The organism is Microbacterium sp. AC132 (assembly GCF_979258525.1).
Map to the genome: position 1 here is coordinate 1626980 of NZ_OZ409862.1, position 25513 is coordinate 1652492.

At 67.9% G+C, this 25513-nt stretch carries 26 protein-coding genes; 14 read left to right on the forward strand and 12 right to left on the reverse strand.

The window, feature by feature from the left end; translation table 11 throughout:
- Window positions 1-86: 86 nt before the first annotated feature.
- The 4 genes from ACZZZQ_RS07645 to ACZZZQ_RS07660 all read left to right on the forward strand — a co-directional run bounded on the left by ACZZZQ_RS07645 (window position 87) and on the right by ACZZZQ_RS07660 (window position 4392).
- A complete protein-coding gene (locus tag ACZZZQ_RS07645; RefSeq protein WP_053098220.1) occupies window positions 87-1412 on the forward strand; it encodes a sigma-54-dependent transcriptional regulator family protein in 1326 nt (441 codons plus the stop codon).
- A gap of 137 nt (window positions 1413-1549) precedes the next feature.
- Window positions 1550-3100 (forward strand): acetaldehyde dehydrogenase ExaC, encoded by a 1551-nt coding sequence (gene exaC, locus ACZZZQ_RS07650; RefSeq protein ID WP_053098219.1) that lies wholly within the window; start codon window positions 1550-1552, stop codon window positions 3098-3100.
- A 68-nt stretch (window positions 3101-3168) separates the two neighbouring features.
- Entirely contained in the window at window positions 3169-3570 is a 402-nt protein-coding gene (locus ACZZZQ_RS07655; RefSeq protein ID WP_463507272.1) for a DUF779 domain-containing protein, read from the forward strand.
- 231 nt (window positions 3571-3801) lie between these two features.
- Window positions 3802-4392 (forward strand): HIT family protein, encoded by a 591-nt coding sequence (locus ACZZZQ_RS07660; protein ID WP_157557458.1) that lies wholly within the window; start codon window positions 3802-3804, stop codon window positions 4390-4392.
- A 28-nt stretch (window positions 4393-4420) separates the two neighbouring features.
- Here the strand turns inward: ACZZZQ_RS07660 and ACZZZQ_RS07665 are convergent, their stop codons facing one another.
- The 8 genes from ACZZZQ_RS07665 to ACZZZQ_RS07700 form a co-directional block, all read right to left on the reverse strand.
- Entirely contained in the window at window positions 4421-5200 is a 780-nt protein-coding gene (locus tag ACZZZQ_RS07665; RefSeq protein WP_463507273.1) for an ABC transporter ATP-binding protein, read from the reverse strand.
- Window positions 5197-5994, reverse strand: coding sequence for an ABC transporter ATP-binding protein (locus ACZZZQ_RS07670; protein WP_230101155.1), 798 nt, complete (start codon window positions 5992-5994; stop codon window positions 5197-5199). The genes ACZZZQ_RS07665 and ACZZZQ_RS07670 overlap by 4 nt, the downstream gene beginning before the upstream one ends.
- The gene (locus ACZZZQ_RS07675) at window positions 5991-6851 is read right to left on the reverse strand and encodes an ABC transporter permease (protein WP_056275574.1); all 861 of its coding nucleotides are present in this window, start codon (window positions 6849-6851) and stop codon (window positions 5991-5993) included. The genes ACZZZQ_RS07670 and ACZZZQ_RS07675 overlap by 4 nt, the downstream gene beginning before the upstream one ends.
- Window positions 6848-7810: an ABC transporter permease gene (locus tag ACZZZQ_RS07680; protein WP_187249174.1), complete on the reverse strand. Its 963-nt coding sequence runs from the start codon at window positions 7808-7810 to the stop codon at window positions 6848-6850. The genes ACZZZQ_RS07675 and ACZZZQ_RS07680 overlap by 4 nt, the downstream gene beginning before the upstream one ends.
- A gap of 53 nt (window positions 7811-7863) precedes the next feature.
- Complete coding sequence (locus ACZZZQ_RS07685) at window positions 7864-9357, reverse strand: ABC transporter substrate-binding protein (RefSeq protein ID WP_463507274.1); 1494 nt, start codon at window positions 9355-9357, stop codon at window positions 7864-7866.
- Between the two features lie 28 nt (window positions 9358-9385).
- On the reverse strand, window positions 9386-10081 hold the full coding sequence (locus ACZZZQ_RS07690) for a DUF1684 domain-containing protein (RefSeq protein ID WP_053098211.1): 696 nt from the start codon (window positions 10079-10081) through the stop codon (window positions 9386-9388).
- A gap of 372 nt (window positions 10082-10453) precedes the next feature.
- A complete protein-coding gene (locus ACZZZQ_RS07695) occupies window positions 10454-11569 on the reverse strand; it encodes a hypothetical protein (RefSeq protein WP_463507275.1) in 1116 nt (371 codons plus the stop codon).
- Window positions 11566-12528 carry a hypothetical protein gene (locus ACZZZQ_RS07700; protein ID WP_463507276.1) on the reverse strand — a complete coding sequence of 321 codons (963 nt, stop codon included), beginning with the start codon at window positions 12526-12528 and terminating at the stop codon, window positions 11566-11568. Before ACZZZQ_RS07700 ends, ACZZZQ_RS07695 begins: the two co-directional genes overlap by 4 nt.
- A 216-nt stretch (window positions 12529-12744) precedes the next feature.
- On the opposite strand from ACZZZQ_RS07700, the gene ACZZZQ_RS07705 reads away from it, so the two are divergent.
- Complete coding sequence (locus ACZZZQ_RS07705; RefSeq protein ID WP_230101268.1) at window positions 12745-13104, forward strand: hypothetical protein; 360 nt, start codon at window positions 12745-12747, stop codon at window positions 13102-13104.
- A gap of 19 nt (window positions 13105-13123) precedes the next feature.
- Here ACZZZQ_RS07705 and ACZZZQ_RS07710 read toward each other — a convergent pair whose 3' ends face one another.
- Window positions 13124-13711, reverse strand: a complete 588-nt coding sequence (locus tag ACZZZQ_RS07710; RefSeq protein ID WP_230101269.1) for an Lrp/AsnC family transcriptional regulator — start codon at window positions 13709-13711, stop codon at window positions 13124-13126.
- A gap of 149 nt (window positions 13712-13860) precedes the next feature.
- Here ACZZZQ_RS07710 and ACZZZQ_RS07715 point away from each other — a divergent pair, with 149 nt between their 5' ends.
- The 5 genes from ACZZZQ_RS07715 to ACZZZQ_RS07735 all read left to right on the forward strand — a co-directional run bounded on the left by ACZZZQ_RS07715 (window position 13861) and on the right by ACZZZQ_RS07735 (window position 19133).
- Complete coding sequence (locus tag ACZZZQ_RS07715; RefSeq protein ID WP_053098209.1) at window positions 13861-15447, forward strand: ABC transporter substrate-binding protein; 1587 nt, start codon at window positions 13861-13863, stop codon at window positions 15445-15447.
- 13 nt (window positions 15448-15460) lie between these two features.
- Window positions 15461-16522 (forward strand): ABC transporter permease, encoded by a 1062-nt coding sequence (locus tag ACZZZQ_RS07720; protein WP_053098208.1) that lies wholly within the window; start codon window positions 15461-15463, stop codon window positions 16520-16522.
- Window positions 16523-16595: 73 nt separating this feature from the next.
- Complete coding sequence (locus ACZZZQ_RS07725; protein ID WP_463507277.1) at window positions 16596-17429, forward strand: ABC transporter permease; 834 nt, start codon at window positions 16596-16598, stop codon at window positions 17427-17429.
- Window positions 17426-18301 carry an ABC transporter ATP-binding protein gene (locus ACZZZQ_RS07730; RefSeq protein WP_394195099.1) on the forward strand — a complete coding sequence of 292 codons (876 nt, stop codon included), beginning with the start codon at window positions 17426-17428 and terminating at the stop codon, window positions 18299-18301. The genes ACZZZQ_RS07725 and ACZZZQ_RS07730 overlap by 4 nt, the downstream gene beginning before the upstream one ends.
- Complete coding sequence (locus ACZZZQ_RS07735) at window positions 18294-19133, forward strand: ABC transporter ATP-binding protein (protein WP_394195100.1); 840 nt, start codon at window positions 18294-18296, stop codon at window positions 19131-19133. The genes ACZZZQ_RS07730 and ACZZZQ_RS07735 overlap by 8 nt, the downstream gene beginning before the upstream one ends.
- Before the next feature lie 202 nt (window positions 19134-19335).
- Here the strand turns inward: ACZZZQ_RS07735 and ACZZZQ_RS07740 are convergent, their stop codons facing one another.
- Window positions 19336-20049: a hypothetical protein gene (locus ACZZZQ_RS07740; RefSeq protein WP_463507278.1), complete on the reverse strand. Its 714-nt coding sequence runs from the start codon at window positions 20047-20049 to the stop codon at window positions 19336-19338.
- 226 nt (window positions 20050-20275) lie between these two features.
- Here ACZZZQ_RS07740 and rpsF point away from each other — a divergent pair, with 226 nt between their 5' ends.
- The 4 genes from rpsF to rplI are packed head-to-tail and all read left to right on the forward strand — an operon-like array spanning window position 20276 to window position 21928.
- Window positions 20276-20644, forward strand: coding sequence for a 30S ribosomal protein S6 (rpsF, locus tag ACZZZQ_RS07745; protein WP_029264265.1), 369 nt, complete (start codon window positions 20276-20278; stop codon window positions 20642-20644).
- A 5-nt stretch (window positions 20645-20649) separates the two neighbouring features.
- Window positions 20650-21159 carry a single-stranded DNA-binding protein gene (locus tag ACZZZQ_RS07750; RefSeq protein WP_053098204.1) on the forward strand — a complete coding sequence of 170 codons (510 nt, stop codon included), beginning with the start codon at window positions 20650-20652 and terminating at the stop codon, window positions 21157-21159.
- A 50-nt stretch (window positions 21160-21209) separates the two neighbouring features.
- A complete protein-coding gene (rpsR, locus tag ACZZZQ_RS07755) occupies window positions 21210-21464 on the forward strand; it encodes a 30S ribosomal protein S18 (RefSeq protein WP_042541518.1) in 255 nt (84 codons plus the stop codon).
- Window positions 21465-21475: 11 nt separating this feature from the next.
- Window positions 21476-21928, forward strand: coding sequence for a 50S ribosomal protein L9 (gene rplI, locus ACZZZQ_RS07760; protein WP_053098203.1), 453 nt, complete (start codon window positions 21476-21478; stop codon window positions 21926-21928).
- Window positions 21929-22185: 257 nt separating this feature from the next.
- Here the strand turns inward: rplI and ACZZZQ_RS07765 are convergent, their stop codons facing one another.
- Together ACZZZQ_RS07765 and ACZZZQ_RS07770 are read right to left on the reverse strand one after the other, a co-directional pair.
- Window positions 22186-23973: a chaplin family protein gene (locus tag ACZZZQ_RS07765; RefSeq protein WP_463507279.1), complete on the reverse strand. Its 1788-nt coding sequence runs from the start codon at window positions 23971-23973 to the stop codon at window positions 22186-22188.
- Between the two features lie 108 nt (window positions 23974-24081).
- Window positions 24082-25167 carry a hypothetical protein gene (locus ACZZZQ_RS07770; RefSeq protein WP_463507280.1) on the reverse strand — a complete coding sequence of 362 codons (1086 nt, stop codon included), beginning with the start codon at window positions 25165-25167 and terminating at the stop codon, window positions 24082-24084.
- Between the last annotated feature and the right edge of the window lie 346 nt (window positions 25168-25513).

Sequence of the window (25513 nt, forward strand, 5' to 3'; positions counted from 1 at the left end):
GCGTGACCGGAATATCGCGGGTACCGCCGACGGCATCCGGCTCCTACACTGAGGTAACGCTCCACCATCGACGATCGGAGACGCCCGTGGTCGCGTCGTGGCAGGTGTCACGTGAAGGGCCGCCTGAGGCCTCTCGTCTTCTGATCGAGCGTGCACACGAAGAGCTCATCGCCGGCAATCTCGATGACAAACGCCTGCAGGAGGTGCGACCTCTCGTCCGCGAATCGTGGGTGCGATCCTGGCGAGGGCGCGTCGGCCCCGAAGGGGCCCCGCAGATCGAACTCGTGAGCGAAGAGCTCGAGGCCTATCGACTCGCGCATCCGCTCGCGTCCGCGATGGACATGATCCGAGCCCTGCTGCTGCCGGGAACCGAGGGGGACTCCGGTGTCGTCGTCGCCGTCGGAGATCAGGCCGGACGGCTGCTGTGGATCGAAGGCGATCGCAAGCTGCAATCGCTCACCGAGGGCATGGGCTTCGTGGCCGGCGCGAACTGGGCCGAGGACGCCGTCGGCACGACAGCTCCTGGCACAGCGCTGGCGCTCGGACAGTCGGTGCAGATCCGCGGTGCTGAGCACTACAACAGGCTGGTGCATCCGTGGTCGTGCACGGCGGCTCCGGTGCGAGACCCCGAGACGCGGCGTGTCCTCGGGGTCATCGACATCACCGGAGGAGACGAGGTCGTCTCGATGCAGGCCAGGCTGCTGGTCGATGCGACAGCGCGCGCGGTCGAGTCGGAGTTGCTCGTGTCGAGACTGCGGGCCCGCAGCGAGTCGCATCGTCCGATCACCATCTCCTCGCGAGCCAAGCCCACGACCCGGGCGACGCTGCACGTCCTGGGACGCGATCGCGCCCGCCTCGAGACCGAGACAGAACTCGAGGAATCCGTGATCGAGCTCAGCGCTCGTCATGCCGCGATCCTCCTGATGCTCGCCGTGCATCGCCAGGGGCTGTCGGCCGAGAGACTCAGCGAACTCGTCTACGGACCAGACGCGTCGGCCGACACGCTGCGGCCGGAGATGGTGCGTCTGCGCAAGGTGCTCGAGAAGCACGCCCCCAGCCTCGTCCCCGAGTCGCGGCCGTATCGACTGCCGGTGGTGCTCGAGACGGACGCGCACGACGTCCTCTCGCTGCTCGACCGAGGTGCCCATCGGGTCGCCCTCACCGCATACCGCGGTCCGGTCCTTCCCGAATCCACATCGCCGGGAGTCGAGGAGTTCCGCGAGTCCGTCAGAGCGGCGCTGCGCGAGACGATGCTGTCGGAGGCGAGCCTCGACGTCCTCCTGGAGTACGCCGAGATCCCGGAGGGACAGGGCGATGCCGCGGCCCTGCGCCTCGCACTGGAGATGCTTCCGGCGCGCTCGCCGAAGCGCGCCGGGCTCGTCGCCCGCATCGAACGCATCGAGGAGAGCTGAAAGGTCCGGTCTGTCTCGGACATCTCGCGACGGCGTGCAACCATCCGCAACGTTGCGCATCGGGGCGCAACCTCTGCCGACCTACCTTCGAGACACAGCCCGCAGCACCGACGCCGCGGCCCGTCGAAGGAGTCCCGATGACCATCGTCGAAGAAGACGTGTCCACCGCCTACGCCGCTCCCGGTCAGCCGGGCGCCCTCGCTACCTACCGTCCGCGGTACGGCCATTACATCGGCGGAGAGTTCGTGGATCCCGTCAAGGGCCAGTTCTTCGACAACGTGAGCCCCGTCAACGGCAAGCCCTTCACCGAGGTGGGCCGCGGCACCGTCGAGGACATCGACCGCGCGGTCGACGTCGCCTGGAAGGCCTTTGCCAGCTGGGGCAAGACCAGCCCCGCGGAGCGCTCGGTGATCCTCAACAGGATCGCCGACCGCATCGAACAGCATCTCGAGGAGATCGCCGTCGCCGAGACCTGGGAAAACGGGAAGCCCGTGCGCGAGACGCTCGCGGCCGACATCCCACTCGCTGTCGATCACTTCCGTTATTTCGCCGGAGTGCTCCGGGCGCAGGAGGGCGGCATCAGCCAGCTCGACGAGAACACCGTCGCGTATCACTTCCACGAGCCGCTCGGCGTGGTTGGACAGATCATCCCGTGGAACTTCCCGATCCTCATGGCCGTGTGGAAACTCGCGCCGGCGCTCGCCGCAGGCAACTGCGTCGTCATCAAGCCGGCCGAGCAGACGCCGGCATCCCTGCTGTTCCTCTTCGACATCATCGGCGATCTGCTGCCCGCGGGGGTCGTGAACATCGTGAACGGCTTCGGCATCGAGGCGGGTGCACCGCTCGCGCAGCACAAGCGCATCCGCAAGGTCGCGTTCACAGGTGAGACCACGACGGGGCGTCTGATCATGCAGTACGCGTCGCAGAACCTCATTCCGGTCACCCTGGAGCTGGGAGGCAAGAGCCCGAACGTGTTCTTCGAGGACGTCGCACGCGACACCGCCGACCCTTTCTACGACAAGGCGCTCGAGGGCTTCACGATGTTCGCTCTCAACCAGGGAGAGGTCTGCACCTGCCCGTCGCGGGCGCTCATCCAGCGCTCGATCTACGACGGCTTCCTCGCTGACGGCCTCGAACGCGTCGGCAGGGTCGTGCAGGGCAACCCGCTGGATCCGGCCACGATGATCGGAGCGCAGGCATCGAACGATCAGTTGGAGAAGATCCTCAGCTACATCGACATCGGCAAGCAGGGAGGCGCGCGACTGCTCACGGGTGGCGACCGCGTCGATCTCGGCGGCGACCTCAGCGAAGGCTTCTACGTTGCGCCGACCGTGTTCGAGGGCACGAACGACATGCGCATCTTCCAGGAGGAGATCTTCGGCCCGGTGCTCTCGGTCACCTCGTTCGATGACTTCGACGATGCGATCTCGATCGCGAACGACACCCTCTACGGACTGGGTGCGGGAGTGTGGAGCCGCAGCGGCGACACGGCCTATCGCGCGGGACGGGCGATCGAGGCCGGTCGTGTCTGGACGAACACCTACCACCAGTACCCGGCGCATGCGGCGTTCGGCGGGTACAAGCAGTCGGGCGTCGGTCGCGAGAACCACAAGATGATGCTCGACCACTACCAGCAGACCAAGAACCTCCTGGTCTCGTACGCAGAAGGCCCGATGGGCTTCTTCTGAGCTCGACCTCCGGGCGGGCGCTGCACCGGCAGCGCCCGCCCGGAACCACCTGCAGGAAGGCTCGGACCATGGTCAGCATCGGCACCTATCAGCGAGTCGACGAGACGGATGCCGCGGCATCCCTCATCCGCGATCTCACCGTGCAGCACGGACCCCTGATGTTCCATCAGTCGGGCGGATGCTGCGACGGCTCGTCACCCATGTGCTACCCGGTCGGCATGTTCATCACCGGGCCGAGCGATGTGCTGCTCGGCGCCCTCGATGTGGGGCTCGACTCCCCGGTCGAGGTCTTCATGTCGGAATCGCAGTTCGAGTACTGGAAGTACACCCACCTCACGATCGACGTCGTGCCGGGCCGCGGTGCCGGCTTCTCGGTCGAGGGTCCCACTGGAATGCGGTTCCTGATCCGCTCGCGGATGCTGAACGACGCGGAGCTGCAGTACTTCGGCCTCGCCCCTTCGGGGAGCTGAGGGAAATGTGGCCAGAAGTATGCCTCTGTTGGCAGCGCATCGGACTAGAAAGGCGAGATGCAGCGCGTATACAGGAGTGAGTTGAAGGACTGCGTATCGCCTCTCGTCGACTTTTGGTTGTCGCAGCCAGGCATCGGTCAGGATATTGAAGACGCACGAAGGCAGTCAGCGGCCGGTGAGTTGCGCACGACTGAGGAGACGATGAAGCGATACGGATTTCAGCCCCGGTGAGTGGAGTCGATTTCGCGGATCCATCCGGGCGAAACCGCGACAGGCTGCCGGAGCAACCAGCCAAAGCATGGCCGGGATGCCGTGAGTTCTACCGTGGCCGCCCTCGCGCCTGGTTACCATGGGCCGATGTGGTGGACGGATGAGGAGTGGGCCGAACTCGTGGACCCGGAGGTCTGCGGTATGTGTGCCGACGCACATCTGCCGGAGAACGAGCACAGCATCCTGGTGGCCTCGACCGAGATGACTCACGTCCGACTGGTGCGCAACCAGGCGCATCCCGGCTACACCGTCGTGATCCTCCGCGAGCATCTCACTGACCTCGGTCAGCTGGATGCCGGTCAGCTCAGCGCGTTCTGGCGCGATGTCCAGCGCGCAGGCCGGGCCGTCGATAAGGCATTCGACCCGCGGAAGATCAACTACCTGGTGATGGGACATCGGGCCCCGCATCTCCACTGCCATGTGTTCCCGCAGCATCTGGCGGATGACCCGCTTCAGAACGTGGACATCTCCGATGGCCCTGTGCATCTCCCTGACTCGGACATGACCCATTCTGTGATCGCACTCCGAGAGGCCTGGCACGCGTCAGCCTGACACCACGGAGTCGTCTGCGGCCACCCTGCTAGACGATGTCGGCTGGCCGCGACTCAGCGGGGAGTCGCGGAACCGCGTCGACCAGCGCCCGGGTGTATGGGTCCTGCGGTGCGTGCAGCACGGATGCGGTGGCGCCCTGTTCGACGACGCGGCCGTTCTGCAGCACCACGGTGCGGTCGCAGGCTGACGCGATCGCGGTGAGATCGTGCGACACCATCACGAGCGACAGGCCGTTCTCTCGACGCAGGCGGTCGAGCAGCTCGAGCACCTGCACGCGCGTCGTCACGTCGAGGGCGCTCACCGGCTCATCGGCGAGCAGCACGCGCGGGCGCGAGACCACGGCTCGGGCGATCGCGATGCGCTGACGCTGGCCGCCCGAGAACTCGTGCGGGTATCGGCGGGCGGTGTCGGCGGGAAGCCCGACCGACTCGAGGGCCTCGGCGATGCGGCGCTGCGCGTCGGCGCCGGAGGCGAGGCCGAGTGAACGCAGGGGCTCGCCGATGATGCGGTCGATGCGCTGACGGGGGTCGAGCGACGAGTACGGATCCTGGAACACCGGCTGCACGCTCGCGCGGAAGCGGCGCATCTGCGCACGGTCGCGCAGCGACAGGGGAGCACCGTCGAAGAGCACCTGTCCATCGCGTGGTGCCGAGAGCCCGAGCATCAGCCGCAGGATCGTCGACTTGCCCGCACCCGACTCGCCCACGAGGCCGAGCGAGTCTCCCTCGTCGAGGCTCAGCGAGATGTCGTCGAGCACCCGGCGCGATCCGTAGGCGAAGCCGGCACCGCGCAGCTCGAGGAGGCTCATGCGTCAGCCTCCTTCGCATCGAGGAACGCATCGAGCGCGCGAGCGCTGTCGACCAGCATCCGCGTGTACGGCTCCGCGGGGCGCCGCAGCACGTCGGCGACCGCCCCCTCCTCGACCACCAGACCGTCGCGCAGCACGACGATGCGGTCGACCATGCGCGACACGACGGCGAGGTCGTGGCTGATGAACAGCAACGCCATGCCGCGTTCGGCGACGAGTCGCTCGAGCAGCGTGAGCACGGCATCCTGCACGGTCACGTCGAGCGCGGTGGTGGGTTCGTCTGCGATGAGCAGCTGTGGCCGGGCGGCCAAGGCGATGGCGATCGCCACACGCTGGCGCTGACCGCCCGACAGCTCGTGCGGGTAGGCGCGCGCGAATCGCGGCTCCGACAGCGACACCTCATCGAGCGCCGCCGTGACGGCCGACCGCAGTTCCGCGCCGCGCAGGCCGAGATGACGACGCAGCGGCTCGGCGATCTGGCGACCGACCCTCATCAGAGGGTCGAGCGCCGTGAGCGGCTCCTGGAACACGATCTGGGCGACCGGTCCGCGCAACGGCCTCAGGTCGGCATCCCGCGCACCGACGACCTGGTGCCCGTCGAGCAGCACCGACCCGGACGAGACGAGAGAATCCGGCAGCAGGCCGGTGACCGCGAGCGAGGTGAGCGACTTGCCCGACCCGGACTCGCCGATCAACCCCAGGCGTTCGCCGGGCTGCAGCGAGAACGAGACATCGCGCACGAGAGCCCCGGATCCGGAGCGGACGGTGAGCCCTGCGACCTCGAGAATGCTCATCGGCTCCTCCTGCGGGTCGGGTCGGCGAGATCGCGCAGGCCGTCGGCGAGGAAGTTGACCCCGAGCACGAGGGCGATGATCGCGATGCCGGGGGCGATCGCGCCGACGGGCGCGGTGAGCACGGTGCCCTGCGCCTCCTGCAGCATCCGACCCCATGAGGCGTTGGGCGGCGGGGCACCGAGCCCGAGGTACGACAGGCTCGCCTCCGCGAGCACCGCGGCACCGAACTGCAGCGCCAGGCTGACCGCGAGGGTCGGTGCGATGTTGGGCAGCACGTGCTGGAACACGATGCCGAGCACACCCGTGCCGCTGGTGCGTGCGGCGGTGATGTACTGCTCCTGCAGCACGCGGCGCGAGAGGATGCGGGTGAGGCGCGCGACGACCGCCGACATCGCCAGTCCGATCGCGAGCACCGCCGACCACAGCGACGCTCCCTGCACCGCGACGACGAGCATCGCGAGCAGCAGCACCGGGAAGGCGATCACGACGTCCAGTCCGGCGGAGAGCGTGTCGTCGACCCATGGCCGCGAGAAGGCGGCGATCAGTCCGACGATCACGCCGAGAACGGCGGCGATAGCGACCGAGCAGATGCCCACGATCAAGGCGATCCTCGCACCCCACATGAGCTGCGAGAGCAGGTCGCGGCCGAGCCGATCGGTGCCGAGCAGGTGCATGGCGCTCGGCCCCTCGAGACGACTACCACTCGTGTCGGCGAGCGGATAGGGGAGCCAGAACAGCGACACCAGCGCGATGAGCACGATGATGCCGGTGAGCACGAGCCCGATCAGCAGGGTCGCCTTCGGCCGCCTCCGCACGGGGACGGATCCGGTGATCAGCTGCTCGGCGACGCGGCTCATCGGTTGCCCGAGACGCTCGTGCGCAGTCGCGGATCGATCAGGCGCTGCACGATGTCGGCGGCGAACCCGACGAGCAGCACGAAGAGGGTGCTGACGACGAGGACGCCCTGGATGACCTGGAAATCATGCTGTTCGATGGCCGACAGCAGCAGACTGCCGAGACCGGGAAGAGTGAAGACGCTCTCGACGACGACCGCGCCGAGCAGCGTGGTGGACAGCTCGATGCCGAGGACCGCGACGACCGGCACCGAGCCGTTGCGCACTCCGTGACGCAGCAGCGCCTCGGACATGCCCGACCCGCCGGCGCGCGCGGTGCGGAGGTAATCGCTGCCGATCACGTCGAGGGTGGCGGAGCGCACGTAACGGCTGAGGGATGCACTCATCACGATCACGATCGTCGTCACCGGCAGCGCGAGAGAGCGTAGCGCGTCGGCCGGATCCTCCCAGCCGTCGCGCGGGAATCCGCCGGACGGCAGCAGGCCGAGGCCGAGTGCGAAGACCCAGACGAGCACGACGCCCACCCAGAACACCGGCACGGCAACACCCAGCTGCGCGAATCCCGAGAGCGCGATGCCGTACCAGCGGTCGGACTTCACGGCGGCGGTGATGCCGATCACCAGGGAGACGAGAAGGGCGGCGGTGAACGCGATGAGTGTGAGTGGGAGGGTCACGGCGAGGCGATCGGCGATGTCGGGGCCGACCGGACGCGAGCTCAGGAACGACTCACCGAGGTCGAAGCGCAGGAGCTGACCGGCCCAGGTCGTGAACTGCTGCAGGAGGGGCTGATCCGAGCCGACCTGTGCGCGGGCGGCGGCGATCTGCTCGGGTGTCGCATTCACCGAGAGCAGGGCGTTAGCCGGGTCGCCGGGGAGCAGGCGCAGCAGCACGAAGATCGCGATCATCGCGACGACGAGCGAGACCACGAGGAACGCGAGGCGGCGCAGCAGGTAGGCGAGCATGGCTTCTCAGGATGAAAGAGGGGGATGCCGACACGCGGCATCCCCCTCGCGCGTCAGGACTTGACGATGTCGTAGGCGAAGAACTGCGAGTTCAGGCCGTTGACCGGGTAACCGCTGAGGTCGCTCGAGGCGACCACGATCTGCGGGTACAGGTACAACCATACGCTCGCGGCATCCTCGGCGATCTTCTCGTTGACCTGCTTCAGCAGAGCTGTCTGCTCGTCGGTCGTGGCGGCCTGCTCGGCCTCGGCGACCCACTGCTGCACCTGGGCGTCGTCGTAGCCCCAGTAGAAGTCGGGGTTGCCGTACCAGACCACGTCGCGGTCGTTCACGTGCTCCTGCAGGGTGGCCTCGAAGTCCTGCTCCTTGAAGACCTTCGTGTACCACTCGTCGGCGCTGATCGTGTTGATCTCGACCGTGATGCCGACCTCGGCGAGCTGCGACTGCAGGAACTCCGCGACGGCGGGGTGCGGGTCGTAGCTCGGAGTGTCGATCGTGAAGGTGAAGCCGTCGGCGTAGCCGGCCTGCGCGAGCAGATCCTTCGAGAGGTCGACGTCGTACGGGTTCACCTGGGTGAGGTCTTCGTACCAGGGGTCGGTGGGCGGCACCATCGATCCGATGAGCGTGCCGTAGTCGCCCCAGATCGACTCGAGCAGCTTCTGGGTGTCGATGGCCGAGTAGATCGCCTTGCGCACGAGGGCGTTGTCGAACGGGGCGACCCGGTCGTTGAAGGCGAGCAGCTCCTTGGTCGTCGAGGTGCCCTCGCTGATGACGTAGTCGTCGCTGTCGAACTGCGCGAGCGAGTCCGGGCTCTGCACGCTGGTGATCACGTCGATCTCGCCGGTGGCCAGAGCGTTGTTCTCAGCGGTCGCGTCGGTGAAGTACGTGTAGACGACCTCGCCGTTCTTGGCGGGCTCGCCCCAGTAGTCGTCCCAGCGCTCGAGGGTCAGGGTCGAGCCCTTCTTCCACTCGTCGAGCGTGTAGGGGCCGGTGCCGTCTTCCGTGCCGGTGATGTCACCGGCCTCGTCGTTGACGATCCAGACGTAGCTGAGGTTGTAGAGGAACGAGATCGACCGCTGCGACAGCGTGAAGACGACGGTCTGGTCATCGGGCGTCGCGATGTCGGCGATGGTCGCGAAGCTCGACTTGCGCGCCGACACGGAGTCCTCGGCGGTGACGGCCTCGATGCTCGACTTCACGTCGGCGGAGGTGAGCGGGTCACCCGAGTGGAACGTCACATCGTCGCGCAGAGTGATCGTGTAGGTCAGGCCGTCATCCGACACCTGGGCGTCTTCGGCGAGAAGCGGCTCGACCTCTCCGTCGTCGGTCAGGCGGTAGAGGCCCTCGTAGACGTTGCCGGTCAGTGCCTCGGTCACACCCTGTCCGCCGCCCTGCGTGTTGCTCAGGTTGGTGGGCTCGTACAGCGACCCGACGAAGATGGTGGCGTCTTCGCTCGCGGCGTCGTCGGTGGCGCCCGACGCGCAGCCGGCCACGAGGGCGAGCGTGGCGACGGCGCCGAGCGCGCCGAGGATGCGGGTTCTTCTCATGAGTGCTCCAGGGTGAGGGTGCGCGGCGTCACGCCGCGTAGATGTCGAAGCCGTCGCGGAAGACGACGTTCTTCTCGCCTGCTCGGATAGGCAGGGGGAAGCGGTTGGATGCCGGCGGCAGCGGGCAGTTGTACTGGGCGCTGAATCCGCACGGCGGCACGAAGGCGCGGTTGAAGTCGAGCACCACGGTGCCCTCGTCGTCACGGAGCTCTACGAAGAGGAAGCGGCCGGATCCGTAGGTCTCGGAACCGTTCGTCTCGTCGCCGAAGACGAGCAGCAGCGTGCCGCCGTCGTCGAAGGCCGCAAGGTCGTACGCGCGGCCGTCGAGCACGAAGTGGATGTCGCCGGGGACGACGAGCTCACGCGTGCCGCCGTTGTCGCGGATGTGCTCGAACGACACCCGACGATCGCCGGAGACCGGCGTGAAGTGTCCCTCGAGAACCCATGCCGGGTCGTACTCGTAGGTGTCGATGCGGTCGAAGGCGCGGATGGCGGGGGACTCGGCATCCCACACGCGCAGCCCGTGCTCGGCCTCCCCGGTCTCGATGTTCGTGCGCTGGATCGGCGTCACGGTCACCGTGTCGGATGCGGCCTGCCGCTCGGCATCCAGATCGGGAGCCTCGCCCGTCCAGCGGGTCTCGATCAGCGCGAGGTTGCCGGTCGCAGAGGTGACGGAGGCGCGGCGATCGGCCTGCCACTGGGTGTGATCTTCGAGTTCAGACATCACCTTCCATTCTCTTGCATGCAGACGGGGGTGGGGCCGGACGCGTCACTCTGGGTAACGGAGATCACGGTGCCAGGAGGGCATGCACGAATGCGGTGTCGGAAAGGCGCCCCAGACCCTCATTTCGCACGTTTCTGGAGCGAATGCAACGTGTTCGGTCGAGTCTCTCGGACGCAATGGAATGCAACGTATACCGGTATACCATTACTCATATACGCGCAGAGTCGTCAGTCCCCAGCTGACCCGCGCGTGGACGGTTCGACCGTCCTGCGGAGGGAGAGTCAGATCTTCTTCTGATCCCGAGGGGGGATGGGGTGGGAGCGCTGATCCCCAGTCAGCACCCACCCCCACAACCCACCCTCGGGGGTTCCCTCAGAACGACCTGAACCAGAACCAGATCAGTGCGAAGCCGACGAGGAACACGATCGGCACCCACTGGAAGCTGCGCTTCAGCCGGCGTCCCTCACGCGCGACTCCTGGCGGGGGAGCGAGAAGACCGGCCGGCGGAGCGAAGGGCAGACTCGCGGACGCGCCCACCGGTGCGAGGGCGGGCGCCGGAGACGCCGGAGCCGCACTCTCGAGCCGCAGACGCTCATCGCGCCAGCGCTCCCACTGATCGAGCTTCGTCATCAAGGCGCCGACGGCTCCGAACAGCCACGCCCAGGTCGCAGGGTCGAGGGTCGACGCCTTGCGCTGTGTATAGAGGAACATCCAGTCGTCGACGATCTCGACATCGAGCTCGGCGGCATTGTCGATGAACCTGGCCATGATGTCGGGCGTGAACAGATACAGCGCGTCACGCTCGTACCCCTCGGGGCAGTACAGCGTGAAGTACCGATCGAAGTCGCCCTCCAGCGAGAGGCGCTGCTCGCGCTGGAACGACGCGGGCAGATTCGACCCGAAGCCGTTGTTGCCCTTGGCATCGAGCACGATGTTCGGCAGGGGCACATCGAGCTTGACGGCGACGTAGCCCCAGCGGTGGGTGGTCGAGTTCTTCCCCGACCCGGTCGTGTATCGGTAGTTGCCGAACTCGACGAAGCGAGGCTTCGCGCCTCGCACGAGATCGGTGGCTTCTCGGGAGCGTCCGAGGCCGAACAGCATGCCCGGAAGGGCAGGATCGGCGACCCTGGCCTCGTACGTCATGCCGTTCGCCCGGGCGAATGCGTCGAGGCGGTACCGCGCGATGCGGGATCGGCGCCAGCCGACGGTGGCGATCGTGATCCCGACGACTGCGGCGACGAGGATCCCGATGCTGGCGAACGACGACGACCCTGCATCGGTGAGCAGCGAGACCATCGTCGCTCCGACGACCGTCATGGCCGCGAGGAACGCGATGCCGAAGATCACGAAGGCCACGATCGTCGTGGCCGAGCCGCCCATCTTGCCCCGCGAGCGCAGCTCGGCGTTGAAGGTGCTGACGGCCCGGGCGTCGACGGGATCGGTGAGCGGGCGGGCGTCGAACGATGCGGCCGGCTGCGGTGCCGTCATCGGTTCACCTCGTCGGAGTCCCACGTGAGTTCGGCGTTCTCGGGGATGGCGAAGACCTCGAGGAGGTCGTCGGCGATGAGCTCGGCGATCAGCTCGGCGGACCCCGCGATGATCGTCGAGTCGTAGTCGACCTCGGTGACGAGCACCCAGGCGTGGTCGTCGGGCCACAGGATGCTGGGGCTCTGCGCGGCCGGCGCGAACCCGTGCTCCTCGGACTCGCGATCCCGCCACGGCACGTCGAGCACCCAGTCCCGACGCGCGAACATGCGCGGCGCACCACGGAACAGCACGTGGTCGCGGTCCCGCAGCTGCAGCCGCGGACCCTCCGAGACCTCGCGCGACAGGATGCCCTCCTGCCACGTCGGCTTGCGGAACGCGTTGTTGAGCGGATCGCGGATGCTGCGGTCGAGCATCGCCCGGTGGTTCGGGTCGTCGTCGAACGTGAGGAAGGTGCGCGAGGGGCCGTGTCCGAGGTGACCCAGCAACCCGCCCGTGCCCTCCCAGAGCGCGGCGAATCCGGCATCCGGCGTCGCGGTGTGCGCGACGAGATGACCCACGACGGTCGCGAGCATCTCGGACGAGACGGCGCCGTCCATCGGCGCGGTGAACTCGCGCCCGTCGGGGGAGATCCGCGCGTTCCAGTCGGTCTCCGGCGGAGTGCGCACGATCCGCTGCCATTGAGCGAGAGGATGCAGCGTCGTGCCGAAGGCGGCGGCCGTCTGCGCCCATGTCGCCGGTTCATCGATGAACCGATCGAGGAGCGACTGTCGCTCGGCCTCCGGCATCCGGTCGTAGTCGTCGTAGGTCGGCACCGGTCGGTCGGGGAGCGATCGCACGATCGCGGGGTGCAGGATGCGCGCATACGCGGGGAAGCCGTGCGGCACCACGGCGTGCATCGTCGAGTTCCAGGGGTCGTCGAGACGCTCCCGCAGCCAGTCTCCGGCAGAGGTGTCAGGCATCCAGTGCATGCGACCCACGGTACCCGGGGCCCTTCCCGTCTCCCGAGGTCTCGGCGGCGATGCGACACCTCGACCCCGATCGTGTGGTCAGACGAAAGGGCGCGCCGGGGAGCCTCTCTGCGGAATTCGTCTCGCTCCGCGCGCCCGTCCGGCGGCCGACACAGACGGTTCACGAGGCGAGATGAGAGTCGCCGCCACCCCCTCCATAATCGGAGGGTGAGCACGACTGCAACCATCCCCTCCCTCGACGGCCGCCGGTTCCTGATGGTCTCGTCGACCACCTCGGCCGTGGATCCCGAATCGCCCAGCGAGTTCGTGTACTGGGAGAAGGACGGGGCGATCTGGGGCGACTACTCCGGTGACACCGTCACCTTCGGGCGCTTCGTCGGCACCCGCACCGGCGACACCATCTGGGTCTCGTTCGTGCACGTGCTCGTCTCCGACGGCACCGTCGTGACCGGAGACGGGGAGAGCCGGCTCGAGCTCACGGATGACGGTCGCATCCGCCTCGTCGAGCACTACGAGATGCACGGACTGCCGCAGCTCAGCGTCTGCGAAGAGCCCGCAGCCGCCTGACGGCTCGTTCCGCCGCGGGTCAGCGTGGCGGGAGCATGTCTCGGCCCGGCGTCGCCGGCGTCCACCGCGTCATGCCCAGCGGCGTGGCCAGGTCGCGCTCGGGCAGGTCGCTCGGCAGCAGGAACGACCGGCGGATGACCTCGTCGAGCACGACCACGCTGACGACCGTGCGCACCTCGGGCAGCTGCGCGATGACACCCGTCGTGAACTCGTGCACGCCGCTCACGTCGACCGCACGGATCAGCAGCATGGCGTCGTGCTCGCCGGTGGTGATGGCGCACCACTCGACATCGGGCATCTCGAGCACGCTCTCGCGGAACGACGCCCAGGCCTGCGGGTGCACGGTGACGAAGACCAGCGCACCGATCGACAGCCCGGCCTTCGACTGGTCGACGCGAGCGCTGAATCCCGTGATCACTCCGTCCTGCATGAGCGTCTCGACGCGGGTATAGGCGTTGGCCCGCGAGATCCCGACGGTCTCGGCCAGTGCGGCGATCGAGATACGACCGTTATCACGCAGCGTCTCGAGGATTCTGTATCCGATGTCGTCCAGTGGGGCGGCACTTCGTCCAGATTGCCTCGTGGCTTCGTCGCTCTTGGTGGACACAATGCTCCTCACGGGCGGGGTCTTGGACAGACTGTGATGACGTCTGCATTCTTGCTGGACACATAGTCCCATACAATGCGAATCTGATCACCGGTCGTCCACCCGGCGTCGACCGAACCCGATGAAACTCCTCGCCCCTGGAGGCCCATATGTCGTCACGTCGCAGCACGTCCGTCATCGCGATCGGAGCCGTCGCTCTCTTCGCCCTCGCTGGTTGCTCCGGTGGCAACTCGGCGAACAACGGCGGAGAATCCTCCGGTTCCGACTCGCTCGTCATCGACACCGCGTTCTCGATCGAGACCGCCGACCCGGGTCACACCTACGACCCGACCGGCAACATGATCGCCAAGGCGCTCTACGAGACGCTCGTCGACTTCGAGGGCTCGGACGTGTCGACTCCCGTTCCCGGCCTCGCATCGTGGGAGCAGAACGACGAGGCGACCGAGTTCACGTTCACGCTCGAGGGGGACCGCGTCTTCTCCGACGGCTCGCCGATCGAGGCGAAGGACGTCGTCTTCACCCTGCAGCGCATCCAGGGCATGACCGATGCCAAGCCGAACTTCCTCCTGGGCGGTCTGACCATCACCGAGGTCGACGAGAAGACGATCTCGATCACCTCCGAGACGCCGCTGCTGCAGCTGCCCGCGATCCTCGCGAACCCGGCGCTCGGCATCGTCAACTCCGACGTCGTGATCGAGAACGGCGGAACCACCGACGGCACCGACAGCGCACAGGAGTTCCTCGACGGAACTTCCGCCGGCTCGGGACCGTTCGTGCTCGACACCCTCGATCTCTCGTCGCAGGTCGTGCTGACCAAGAGCGACGAGTACAACGGCGACGAAGAGTCCGAATACGGCCGTGTCGTCGTGCGCAACGTCTCGGAGAGTGCGACGCAGCTCGCGAACCTCAAGGGCGGCGACTCGATGGTCGCGATGGACCTCAACGGCGACCAGGTCTCGGGCCTCGGCGACGGACTGAACGTCGAGTCGGTGCCGTCGGGCCAGACGATCTTCCTGCTGCTCAACCAGTCCGAGGCCGTCGCGGGCGAGCTCGCGAACGTCAAGATCGCCGAGGCGATCCGCTACGCGCTCGACTACGACGCGCTGCTCGAGCTCGCGGGTGCCGGCGCCGTGCAGGCGACCGGAGTGATCCCGCCCGGATTCGAGGGCGCCCTCGACAGCGGTGTGGAGCAGGACCTCGACAAGTCGAAGGCTGCTCTGGCCGAGGCCGGCTACACGGGTCAGACCCTGAAGCTGCAGTTCCCGAACGACTATCCGGTCGGCGGTGTGGAGTTCACCCCGCTCGCCGAGCGTGTCCAGGCTCAGCTCGAGGATGCCGGCATCGCCGTCGAACTCGCGCCTGCCCCGTTCGCCACCGAGCTCGACGCGTACGTCAACGGCACCGAGGGCTTCGGCCTGTGGTTCTGGGGCCCCGACTACGCCGACTCGGCGAACTTCCTTCCGTTCGCTCCCGGTCTGAAGGTCGGCCTGCGTGCCGGCTGGGCGGCTGAGGCGAACCCCGAGATCGCAGGCATCGCAGCCGGTGCTGCCGCCGCTACCGATGAGGCCCAGCGCAGCGAGGCCTTCACCTCCTTCGCCGAGGCGATGCAGACCGAGGGTCCCTTCGTTCCGCTGATCGTCCCCGGTCGCAACATCGCCACGGCGGATGCCGTCACCGGCGCCGTATACAACTCGGTGTGGGAGATGGACATCGCCGAGATCACGCCTGCCGGCTGATCGGAGCTGACTCATGACGACGGTGGCCGTGCGACGGCAAGCACAGCGTCGCAGGTCGCCGCTCGTCGGATACCTGCTTCGCCGAATCGGCACTTCGCTGCTCCTTCTCGTGGGGGTCACGATCGTGACCTTCGCACTGACGAACCTCGTGCCCGGCGACCCCGTGTCGGCGGCACTGGGTGAGGGAGCATCGCAGAATCCCGAGACGCGCGAGGCGTTCATCAAGGCTCAGGGCCTCGATCAGCCGCTGTTCGTGCAGTACTTCATCTACATGGGGAATCTCCTTCGCGGAGACCTCGGCACATCGCTGGTGACCGGGCGACCGGTCACCAGCGACCTGGCCACCGCGGTGCCGGCGACGATCGAGATCGCGATCGGCGCCATCATCCTCAGCCTCGCGGTCAGCGTCGTGCTCGGCACCCTCGCCGCCTACCGGCGCGGACTCGTCACCGATCAGGTGATCCGCATCGTGACGCTGATCGGTCTGAGCGTGCCGACGTTCTGGCTCGCGCTGGTCAGCTTCTACGTGTTCTTCCTCGAGCTGCGCATCGCCCCCGGCTCGGGTCGCATCTCGCCGTCGATCACGCCGCCGCCCCGCATCACCGGGCTCTACACGGTCGACTACCTCCTCAACGGAGACGGCGTCGGATTCGCCGACGCGCTCGCCCACCTGGCGCTGCCGGTGATGGTGCTGTCGCTCGTGACGATCGGCCTGCTCACCCGCTTCATCCGCACCTCCGTGCTCGAGGTGCTGGGCAGCGACTACGTGCGTGCTGCCCGGGCCAAGGGTCTTCCGGCGATGCGCGTGATCCTCGACTACGTCCTGCGCGGGGCATCCCTCCCGATCCTCACGGTCGTCGGCGTCGCCTTCGGATCCCTGCTCTCGGGCACCGTGCTCGTCGAGTCGGTGTTCGCCTGGCCCGGCCTGGGCACCTACGCCTACAACTCGGCGGCCAACCTCGACCTGCCCGGCATCATGGGAGTCGGCCTGGTCGTCGGGTTCATCTACCTCCTCATCAACTTCGTCGTCGACCTGCTCTACGGCGTCCTCGACCCGAGAGTGAGGATCGCATGAGCCGCATCGACTCGGCATCCGGCCCCTGGCGGTTCCGCTTCCGCTGGCCGCGCGCCTGGCGCACGCCCTCGGCGTGATCGGCACCGTGATCGCGGGCGCCTGGATCATCGTCGCCTTCACCGCGCAGTGGTGGGTGCCGTACGGCCCCAACGCTCAGGTGCTGCCACGACTGCAGGCGCCGGGCATCGACACTCTGCTCGGCACCGACGGCAACGGCCGCGACATCTTCTCGCGTCTGATGACGGGTGCGACGGTGAGCCTGCCGCTCGCGCTCATGCTCGTGATCGCCGCGATGATCATCGGCACCGTGGTCGGCGCCGTCGCCGGGTACTTCGGCGGCTGGGTCGACGAGACGCTGATGCGCATCACCGACCTGTTCATGGCGTTCCCGACCGTCATCCTCGCGATGGTGGTGGCGGCATCCCTCGGCCCGTCGCTGTTCAACGCGGTGATCGCGGCGATCGTCGTCTCGTGGCCGCAGTACTCGCGAGTCACCCGCAGCATCGTGCTGGGCCTCCGCGGCCAGAACTACGTGATCGCGGGCCGCCTGCTCGGCCACTCGCCGCTGCGGACGCTGTTCATCGACATCCTCCCGAACATCGCCGGCCCCGTGCTGGTGCTCGCGACGCTCGACATCGGCGCCGCGATCCTGCTGCTGTCCGGACTCTCGTTCCTCGGTCTCGGCGCGCAGCCGCCGACCGCCGAATGGGGCTCCATGATCTCGGCGGCCATGCAGAACTTCGACGCGTGGTGGCTCGGGGTCTTCCCGGGACTCGCGATCCTCACGGTGGTGCTGGCATTCAACTTCCTGGGTGATGCGATGCGCGACATCCTCGACCCGACGGCCGAGGTCACCCACGAGAAGCAGGCCGAGCATGTGGCCTCCGCGAAGGGAGCGGCAGCATGAGCGCTTCGGCCCCCACGAGTGCTCTGAGCATCCGCGACCTGACGATCGACATCGGTCGTCCTCTCGTGCACGGCATCTCTCTCGACCTCGAGGCCGGACGCATCCACGGTCTCGCCGGCGAGTCAGGATCCGGCAAGACGCTCACCTCGTTGGCCGTCCTCGGACTCCTGCCCCGGCAGGCACGCACGGGCGGATCGATCACGCTCGCGGGGAAGGAGCTGGTGGGCATGCGCCGGCGGGCGCTCAACCGCATCCGCGGCAGGCGCATCGCGATGATCTTCCAGGACCCCTCGGCGTCGCTGCACCCGCAGCTGCCGATCGGCCGCCAGCTCACGGATCACATGCGCGTGCACCTCGGACTGCGAGGCGAGGCGGCGAAGGCTCGGGCCATCGAACTGCTCGAGACCGTGCAGGTGCCGAACCCGGATGCTGCGCTGAAGCGCTATCCGCACCAGTTCTCCGGCGGACAGCGCCAGCGCATCGCGATCGCGTGCGCCCTCGCGTGCGACCCCGAGGTGCTGCTGGCCGATGAGCCGACCACCGCACTCGACGTCACGGTGCAGGCCGGCATCCTGCGGCTGCTGCGCGACCTCGCGACCGAGCGCAACCTCGCTGTGCTGCTCGTCACCCACGACCTGGGCGTCATGAGCGCGATCGCCGATGAGGTCGCCGTGATGAAGAACGGGCAGATCGTCGAGCGGGCCGACCGCGAGACGCTGTTCCGCGACCCGCAGCACGAATACACTCGCACGCTGCTCGCGGCGCTGCCTGGGTCGAAGATCGCGACCGCCGACGCGGATCCCGCGCTGCTCGATCCGGTGCTGCCGGAGTCGGCCGTGCAGGATGCCGAAGAGGAGGCCCGAGATGAGTGAAGTCGCCGTCCTCGACGCGCAGAGCGTCGTCGTGCGCTACCCCGGGAGTCCTCCGGTGGTCGCCGTCGACGGCGTCTCGCTGACCGTCGCCCCCGGAGAGACCGTCGCGCTCGTGGGCGAATCCGGCAGCGGCAAGTCGAGCCTCGCCCGCGCGGTCGTCGGCATCGAGAAGCTCGCCGGGGGAGAGGTGCGCTTCCGTGACGCTCCTGTGAAGCCGCTCGGCATCCGTCGACGCGACCTCGCGCTCACCGGCATCCAGATGGTGTTCCAGGATCCGTCGACCTCGCTGAACCCCCGTCGCCGCGTGGGCGATCAGATCGCCGACGGCATCGCTACGGCTCGGGCTCGGGGTGCCGAAGGGTCGACGGTCGCCGAGTGGCTCGACCGCGTCGGCCTGCCGACCGAAGTGGCGACGCGATTCCCGCACCAGTTCTCGGGCGGGCAGAAGCAGCGACTCGCGATCGCGCGAGCGCTCGCCGCGCGGCCGTCGCTGCTCGTCGCCGACGAGCCGATCTCGGCCCTGGACGCATCGACCCAGACCAGCGTCGCGGGGCTCATGCGAGACCTCGTCGCGGAATCCGGCGCGGGGATGCTGTTCATCTCGCACGACCTGGCCGTGGTCCGCCGCATCGCGGACCGCACCTTCGTGATGTTCGCCGGGCGGGTGCTCGAAGCAGGGGCCACCGACCGTGTGTGGTCTGCACCGCAGCATCCGTACACGCAGGCCCTGCTCGCTGCGATCCCCGAGCCCGACGGTGCGGGCCGCATCCCGGTCGCCCCCTCGACGAACGAGCGGACCGTCTGGTCGGAGATCGCCCCCGTCCTCGACTGAGCCGCGCTGTCGGCTCGGTCGTGCGGGAGGAGATCCGCGGACGGGAGGATGCTCCGAGCCGGATGCTCCTCCCGATCGCAGATCTCCTCCGAATCTCCTCCGAATCGCCGACCCATCGCCGACCCCATCGCCGGCCCGGAGTCGACCCGGAACGCACTGCGGGCCGAGGCGTCAGCCCCGGCCCGCAGCATCCGCTCGTGGTTCAGAGCGGGGCGACGATGTCCTGCTCGACGTCCCACTCGGTGATCTCGAGAGAGGTCTCGATCATCTGGCCCGCGGCCTCGGTGCTGCCGCTCGTGGCCAGCACGACGTAGTCCTCGGTGACCTCGAAGACGACGTCGACGGCGACGCCCTGCGCCTCGGACGTGCCGCTCACGAGATACACGTCCTGACCCAGGCGCGTGCCGGTCCCGGTGACGGTGAACTCGCCGGTGAGGGCGCCGGCGGCGGTGGCCGGGTCGGTGCCCGCGGCCGTGGCGGCACCGCTGCTGAGAGCGGCGACGATCGGGTCGCTCGAGTTCGGGTCGGCGACCTGCCACTCGGTCGTCGGCGTCTTCACCCATGCGTCGTCGCCGATCAGGATGAGCGAGCCCATGGGCGTGATCGTCTCGACGGCATCCGTCTCGGGGTTGAACCGGGCGGTGGTGTCCATGCCCAGGATCGACGTCTTGGCGGCATAGCCGGCGGTGTCGGTCATCGCCTCGGTGATGCAGGCGCCGAGCTCGGCGCCGTCGACCGTCGCACCCTCCGACAGCTCGGGGCAGTCGGAATCGGATGCGGCACCGTCGGTCGCAGGCGTCTCCTCGGCGGCCGACGTCGGCTCCGAATCGGCGGTCTCTTCGGCACCCGCGGTGCACCCGGTGAGCAGTACGGTGGCGGCCAGGACGATGCCGACCCCCCACTTGTTGACGCGCATGGCGTTCCCCCTTCGGTCGTGTGCGCACCGAGAGTCAGCACGCACGCATTCCAGCATGCCAAGTGCGAGGTGATGCGCGTGGGGGCACTCCGAAGGTTTCTCCGCTACACTGTCAAGGTTGTCTGCCATCAGGCACCCACTCGGGTGGCTCGGCGGATGACGTGCACACACCCTCCTGCTTCCGGGAAAGTCCCGGAAGCCGTTCTAGTCCGAAGGAGGTGGGTAAGTGACGCACCAGTACGAACTCATGGTCATTCTGACCCCCGAGATCGACGAGCGCCAGGTCGCCCCTACGCTCGACAAGTTCCTGAAGGTCATCACCAACGATGGTGGCTCGATTGACAAGGTCGACATCTGGGGCAAGCGCCGTCTGGCTTACGAGATCCAGAAGAAGAACGAGGGCATCTACGCCGTCGTCAACTTCACCGCCACCAGCGAGGCCACGCAGGAGCTCGACCGTCAGCTGAAGCTGAACGAGCAGATCATGCGCACGAAGGTCCTTCGCTCTGAGGAAGCTCAGGCGATGGTCGCTTCGGAGGCCAAGCGCTCTGAAGAGAAGGCTGCCCGCAAGGCCGCCAAGGCTGCGAAGGCCTGAGTCCGATGGCCGGCGAAACAGTCATCACCGTGGTGGGCAACCTCACGGCCGACCCCGAGCTGCGCTACACGCAGAACGGACTGCCGGTGGCGAACTTCACCATCGCTTCGACGCCTCGGAACTTCGACCGCGCCGCCAACGAGTGGAAGGACGGCGAAGCGCTGTTCCTCCGCGCGTCGGTCTGGCGCGAGTTCGCCGAGCACGTGGCGGGTTCGCTGACCAAGGGCATGCGCGTCATGGCGCAGGGCCGTCTGCGTCAGCGCTCCTACCAGGACCGCGAGGGCAACCAGCGCACCGCGATCGAGCTGGAGGTCGACGAGATCGGCCCCTCGCTTCGGTACGCGACCGCGCAGGTCACCCGTGCGGCGTCGACCGGTGGCGGCGGCGGTGGCGGACAGTCCCGTCCCGCACAGCAGCAGCAGGTGTCGGAAGAGCCGTGGTCAACGCCCGGCTCGTCGACCAGCGCAGATGCCTGGAGCACTCCGGGCAGCTTCGGTGACGACACCCCCTTCTGAAACAGGATCTCCGGATGCTTCGGCATCCGACTCATAATTAAGGAAAAACAATGGCTGGAAAGTCGAGCGGCGACCGCCGCAAGCCGCGGAAGGGTGGCAAGCCCACCGCTCCCGCGAAGTCGATCCGGGTCGGAGTCATCGATTACAAGGATGTCTCCACCCTCCGTAAGTTCGTCTCGGAGCGCGGCAAGATCCGTGCCCGTCGTATCACCGGTGTTTCGGTGCAGGAGCAGCGTCTGATCGCCACCGCGATCAAGAACGCGCGCGAAATGGCACTCCTGCCCTACGCTGGCGCCGGCCGGTAAGGGGTAACGAGATGGCAAAGCTGATTCTCACGAACGAGGTCGCCGGGCTTGGTAGCGCCGGTGACGTGGTCGAGGTCAAGAACGGGTTCGCCCGCAACTACCTCATCCCCCAGGGCTTCGCTACGGCGTGGACCCGCGGTGGCGAAAAGCAGGTCGCTTCGATCCAGGCTGCTCGTCAGGCTCGGGCGATCCACGACCGCGACGAGGCCGTGGCACTGAAGAACTCCCTCGAGAACACCAAGGTGCGCCTGGCCGTCAAGGCCGGCAACGAGGGTCGTCTCTTCGGTTCGGTCAAGACCGATCACATCGCGGATGCTGTCGCAGCCGCGGGTCTCGGCTCGATCGACAAGCGCAAGGTGCACATCCCGTCGGCGATCAAGACGACCGGTGAGCACGAGGCCACGGTTCGTCTGCACGACGACGTGACCGCAGTCATCACGCTGCAGGTCGTCGCCGCCAAGTAAGGCGCGACGCTCTCGAACGCCCCCTGTCCTTCGGGACAGGGGGCGTTCTGCGTGTGCGGGGTTGTCGGGGCGCACTCGCTCGGGGGAGTGGCGGGGCACGACGGATGCCCCGCGCTGGGGACGCGGGGCATCCGTGAACTGTGCGGCATCGCCGACGCAGGCAGGTCTGGGGAACCTGCGCGGGGCGTCGCGGGACCCGCACACCGACGGTGTCGCATCTCCTCCCCCGAGGACGTCGACACCGCCGGGGCCTGCGGCTACGCCGTCACACGGCGGCGGCGCAGCATCCCCGCTCCGAGGAGGAGCAGGAGAGCGGCGAGCGACACGAAGCCGATCGAGGACGAACCACCTGTGGCGGCCAGTCCCTCGATGGGCTCGGATGCCATCGCAGCTGTGCCGCTCGCGGCAGCGGCTGCGGTGGCGCCCGTGCCGACGGCGGTCACCGTTCCAGGATTCATGCCGATTCCGGGGGTGGTTCCGGGGTCGACTCCGGGGTTCGTTCCGGGGTCGGTGCCGGGGTTCGTGCCGGGGTTCGTTCCGGGGTCGGTGCCGGGGTTCGTTCCGGGGTCGGTTCCCGGGTCGGTGCCGGGGTCGGTGCCCGGGTCCGTGCCGGGGTCGGTGCCCGGGTCCGTTCCGGGATCAGTGCCCGGGTCCGTCGTCGGCGGCGTCACCGTGCTCTCGCCGACCACGGAGATGGCGTTGCCGCCGATCGTGATCGGTGCGGTGATGGGTGCGGTGACCTGCGTGCCGCCGAGGATTCCGTCGTCTCCGGTGGTGGTGCTGCCGGTGGTTGGGCTTCCTGCGGTGCCGGTGCTGGTGCCGCCGGTGGATTCGCTGTCTCCGAGGATGGAGATGGCGTTGCCGGTGACGTCGATCGGGGCGGTGACGGGTGCGGTGACCTGGGTTCCCCCGAGGATTCCGTCGTCTCCGGTGGTGGTGCTGCCGGTGGTCGGGGTTCCTGCGGTGCCGGTGCCGGTGCTGGTGTCGCCGGTGGATTCGCTGTCTCCGAGGACGGAGATGGCGTTGCCGGTGACGTCGATCGGTGCGGTGATGGGTGCGACGACCTGGCTGCCGCTCGCGATTCCGTCGTCTCCGGACGTCTCCGCTCCGGTGCTGCTGCCTCCGGACGGGGTGCCGGTGGTGCTGGTGCCGCCGGTGGATTCGCTGTCTCCGAGGACGGAGATGGCGTTGCCGCCGATCGTGATCGGTGCGGTGATGGGTGCGGTGACCTGCGTTCCGCTGAGGATTCCGTCGTCTCCGGTGGTGGTGCTGCCGGTGGTCGGGGTTCCTGCGGTGCCGGTGCTGGTACCGCCGGTGGATCCGCTGTCTCCGAGGATGGAGATGGCGTTGCCGGTGACGTCGATCGGTGCGGTGACGGGCGCGACGACCTGGGTGCCGCTTGCGACCCCGTCGTCGCCCGAAGTGGTCGGCTCAGTCGATCCCGCGCCGCCGCCGTCCGAGGATGCCGGTGCTGCAGCATCCTGGCCCGTTGCCTCGCTGTCGCCGAGCACGGTGATCGCGTTGCCTGAGACGGTGACCGGAACGTCGACGTCCAGCAGGGCCTGGGTACCCGAGAGGACGCCGTCGGCGCCGTTCGTCGTGATCGCGGGAGCGGGAGCGGGAGCGGGAGCCGGAGCTGGGGCCTGGGGAGCCTCAGCCGGAGCAGCCGCCGTGTCGCTCGACGAGTCTCCGAGCACGGTGATCGCGTTGTCGGTCACCGTGACAGGCACGACGACGTCCACGACGGCCTGAGTGCCCGATGCGGTGCCGGAATCTCCACTCGTGGTGGCGGCCGGTGCGGGAGCGGGAGCGGGAGCGGGAGACGAAGCGGGCGCCGAGGTCTGCTGGGCGGAGGTGTCTCCGAGCAGTGAGACCGCGTTGCCGACGACCGTCACGGGCACCGAGATCGGCGCATCCGCTTGGGTGCCCGAGAGCAGCCCGTCTTCTCCTGAGGTGTCTGCCGCGTTGGCGGCTGTTGCGCCGAGCAGGGTGATCCCGCCGGCGAGAAGCGTGCCCCACAGGGCCCGCTTGATGTATGTACGCATGATGACCTTCTCCTGACTGGAAGTGGGTGGTCTGGATGGGTGCACGCGAAGAGCATGTGCGCGCGCAGCACGGCATCTGTCGTTCACGAGGAACGACCGGACAACCCGTCAGTCAGGAGAGACGTCGGTGTCGGCGACCAGAGACGTCGGAAGGACGTCGTCGGATGCACCGGAAGTGCGCTCCACAGTGCGGAACGCAGAAACTCCCGCATCGCTGAGGCGCGCGGGGGTGAATGAGGATGCTCCGCTCGAACCGGCGGAGGAAGTAGGCGCGGAGGGGGCTCCGGCGGGCGGTGCAGAGGGGGACTCCTCGACGTCGGCTGCCGGCTCGTTCACCTCGGATGCCGCGACGGACACCGTAGGCGGGAGGTCGGACCCGGCCGACGGAATCACCGGCTGGCGCACCGCGGACGTGGAGAAGTGACCGCGTGTCGGCTCATCGGCCAGGGGGGAAACCGTTCCGAGCGGCGCTGTTCCGATCGGACCGGGGTCGGGGTCCGATCCGGAGGATCCGGGGCGTGCGGGGGTGATGGCCTCGAGCACCGGCGGGAGAGTGTTCTCGACCACCGTGCCGACAGTCGGGGTGGTCGCGTCGATGACGCCGACGACATCGTCGATCACCGGCGGCACTCCGAGATCGTCGACCAGTTCTCCGACGATCGGCAGCTCGGTGATCAGATCCTGTACAGGGGCCACGATCTCGGCGACCGGGGAACCGTCGAGCAGATCGGTCACGGGAGTGATGACGGCCCCGGCGGTGTCGGTGGCGGCGTCGACGATCGGCGACGCCGCAGGGCCCACGACGGGCACCTGAGCGATCGTCTCGGCGACGTGTTCGACGACCGGAGGTGCCACCTGCTGCACGGGCTCGACGACGTGAGTGACGACGGGCTCGACCACCTCGGTCACGACCGGCTGGACGACCTGGGTGACCACAGGCTGGACGACCTCGGTCACGACGGGCTCGACCGGCGCGACGATCGGCGAGGTCACCGACGTCACGGTGTCTTCGACCGATGAGACGGTCTCGCTCACGATCGAGGAGACGCCGTCGAGCAGCGAGTCGTTCGATCCGTCATCCGCGCTCGCGGACGAACCGCCCGTGAGGATCGTGAGAGCGGCCCACGCGATCGCGCCCACGCCACCCCAGAGAGCGACGGCAGGTAGGCCGCGGCGGGTTGCCTGAGCGTTCACGTCGACTTCCCTCCCCCGAGAGCGATCGTTCGTCCTCGACGCACAGTACGTCGATAGCGGGAGACGATACTCCCGGTATATCGCCGTGTCTAGAGGGTTCCGCTCGGAAACGATGACATATCGCGCACATTTCGGAGGGTTGCGCACTGTGACGCGCCCGGTGGAATCTCGGCTTGACTTTCCCCAGGTTCTACACATCCCATCCCGGATTCGATGAACCTTCAATGCCCGGTTGAACCACGATCTCATCCACAGGGTGGGGAAACTCTAAATACCAGATCAGGTGCAAAAAGAAACTTGTGTTTCGAGGTACTCCACCGACTTATCCACATGCGTTCTGCACAGA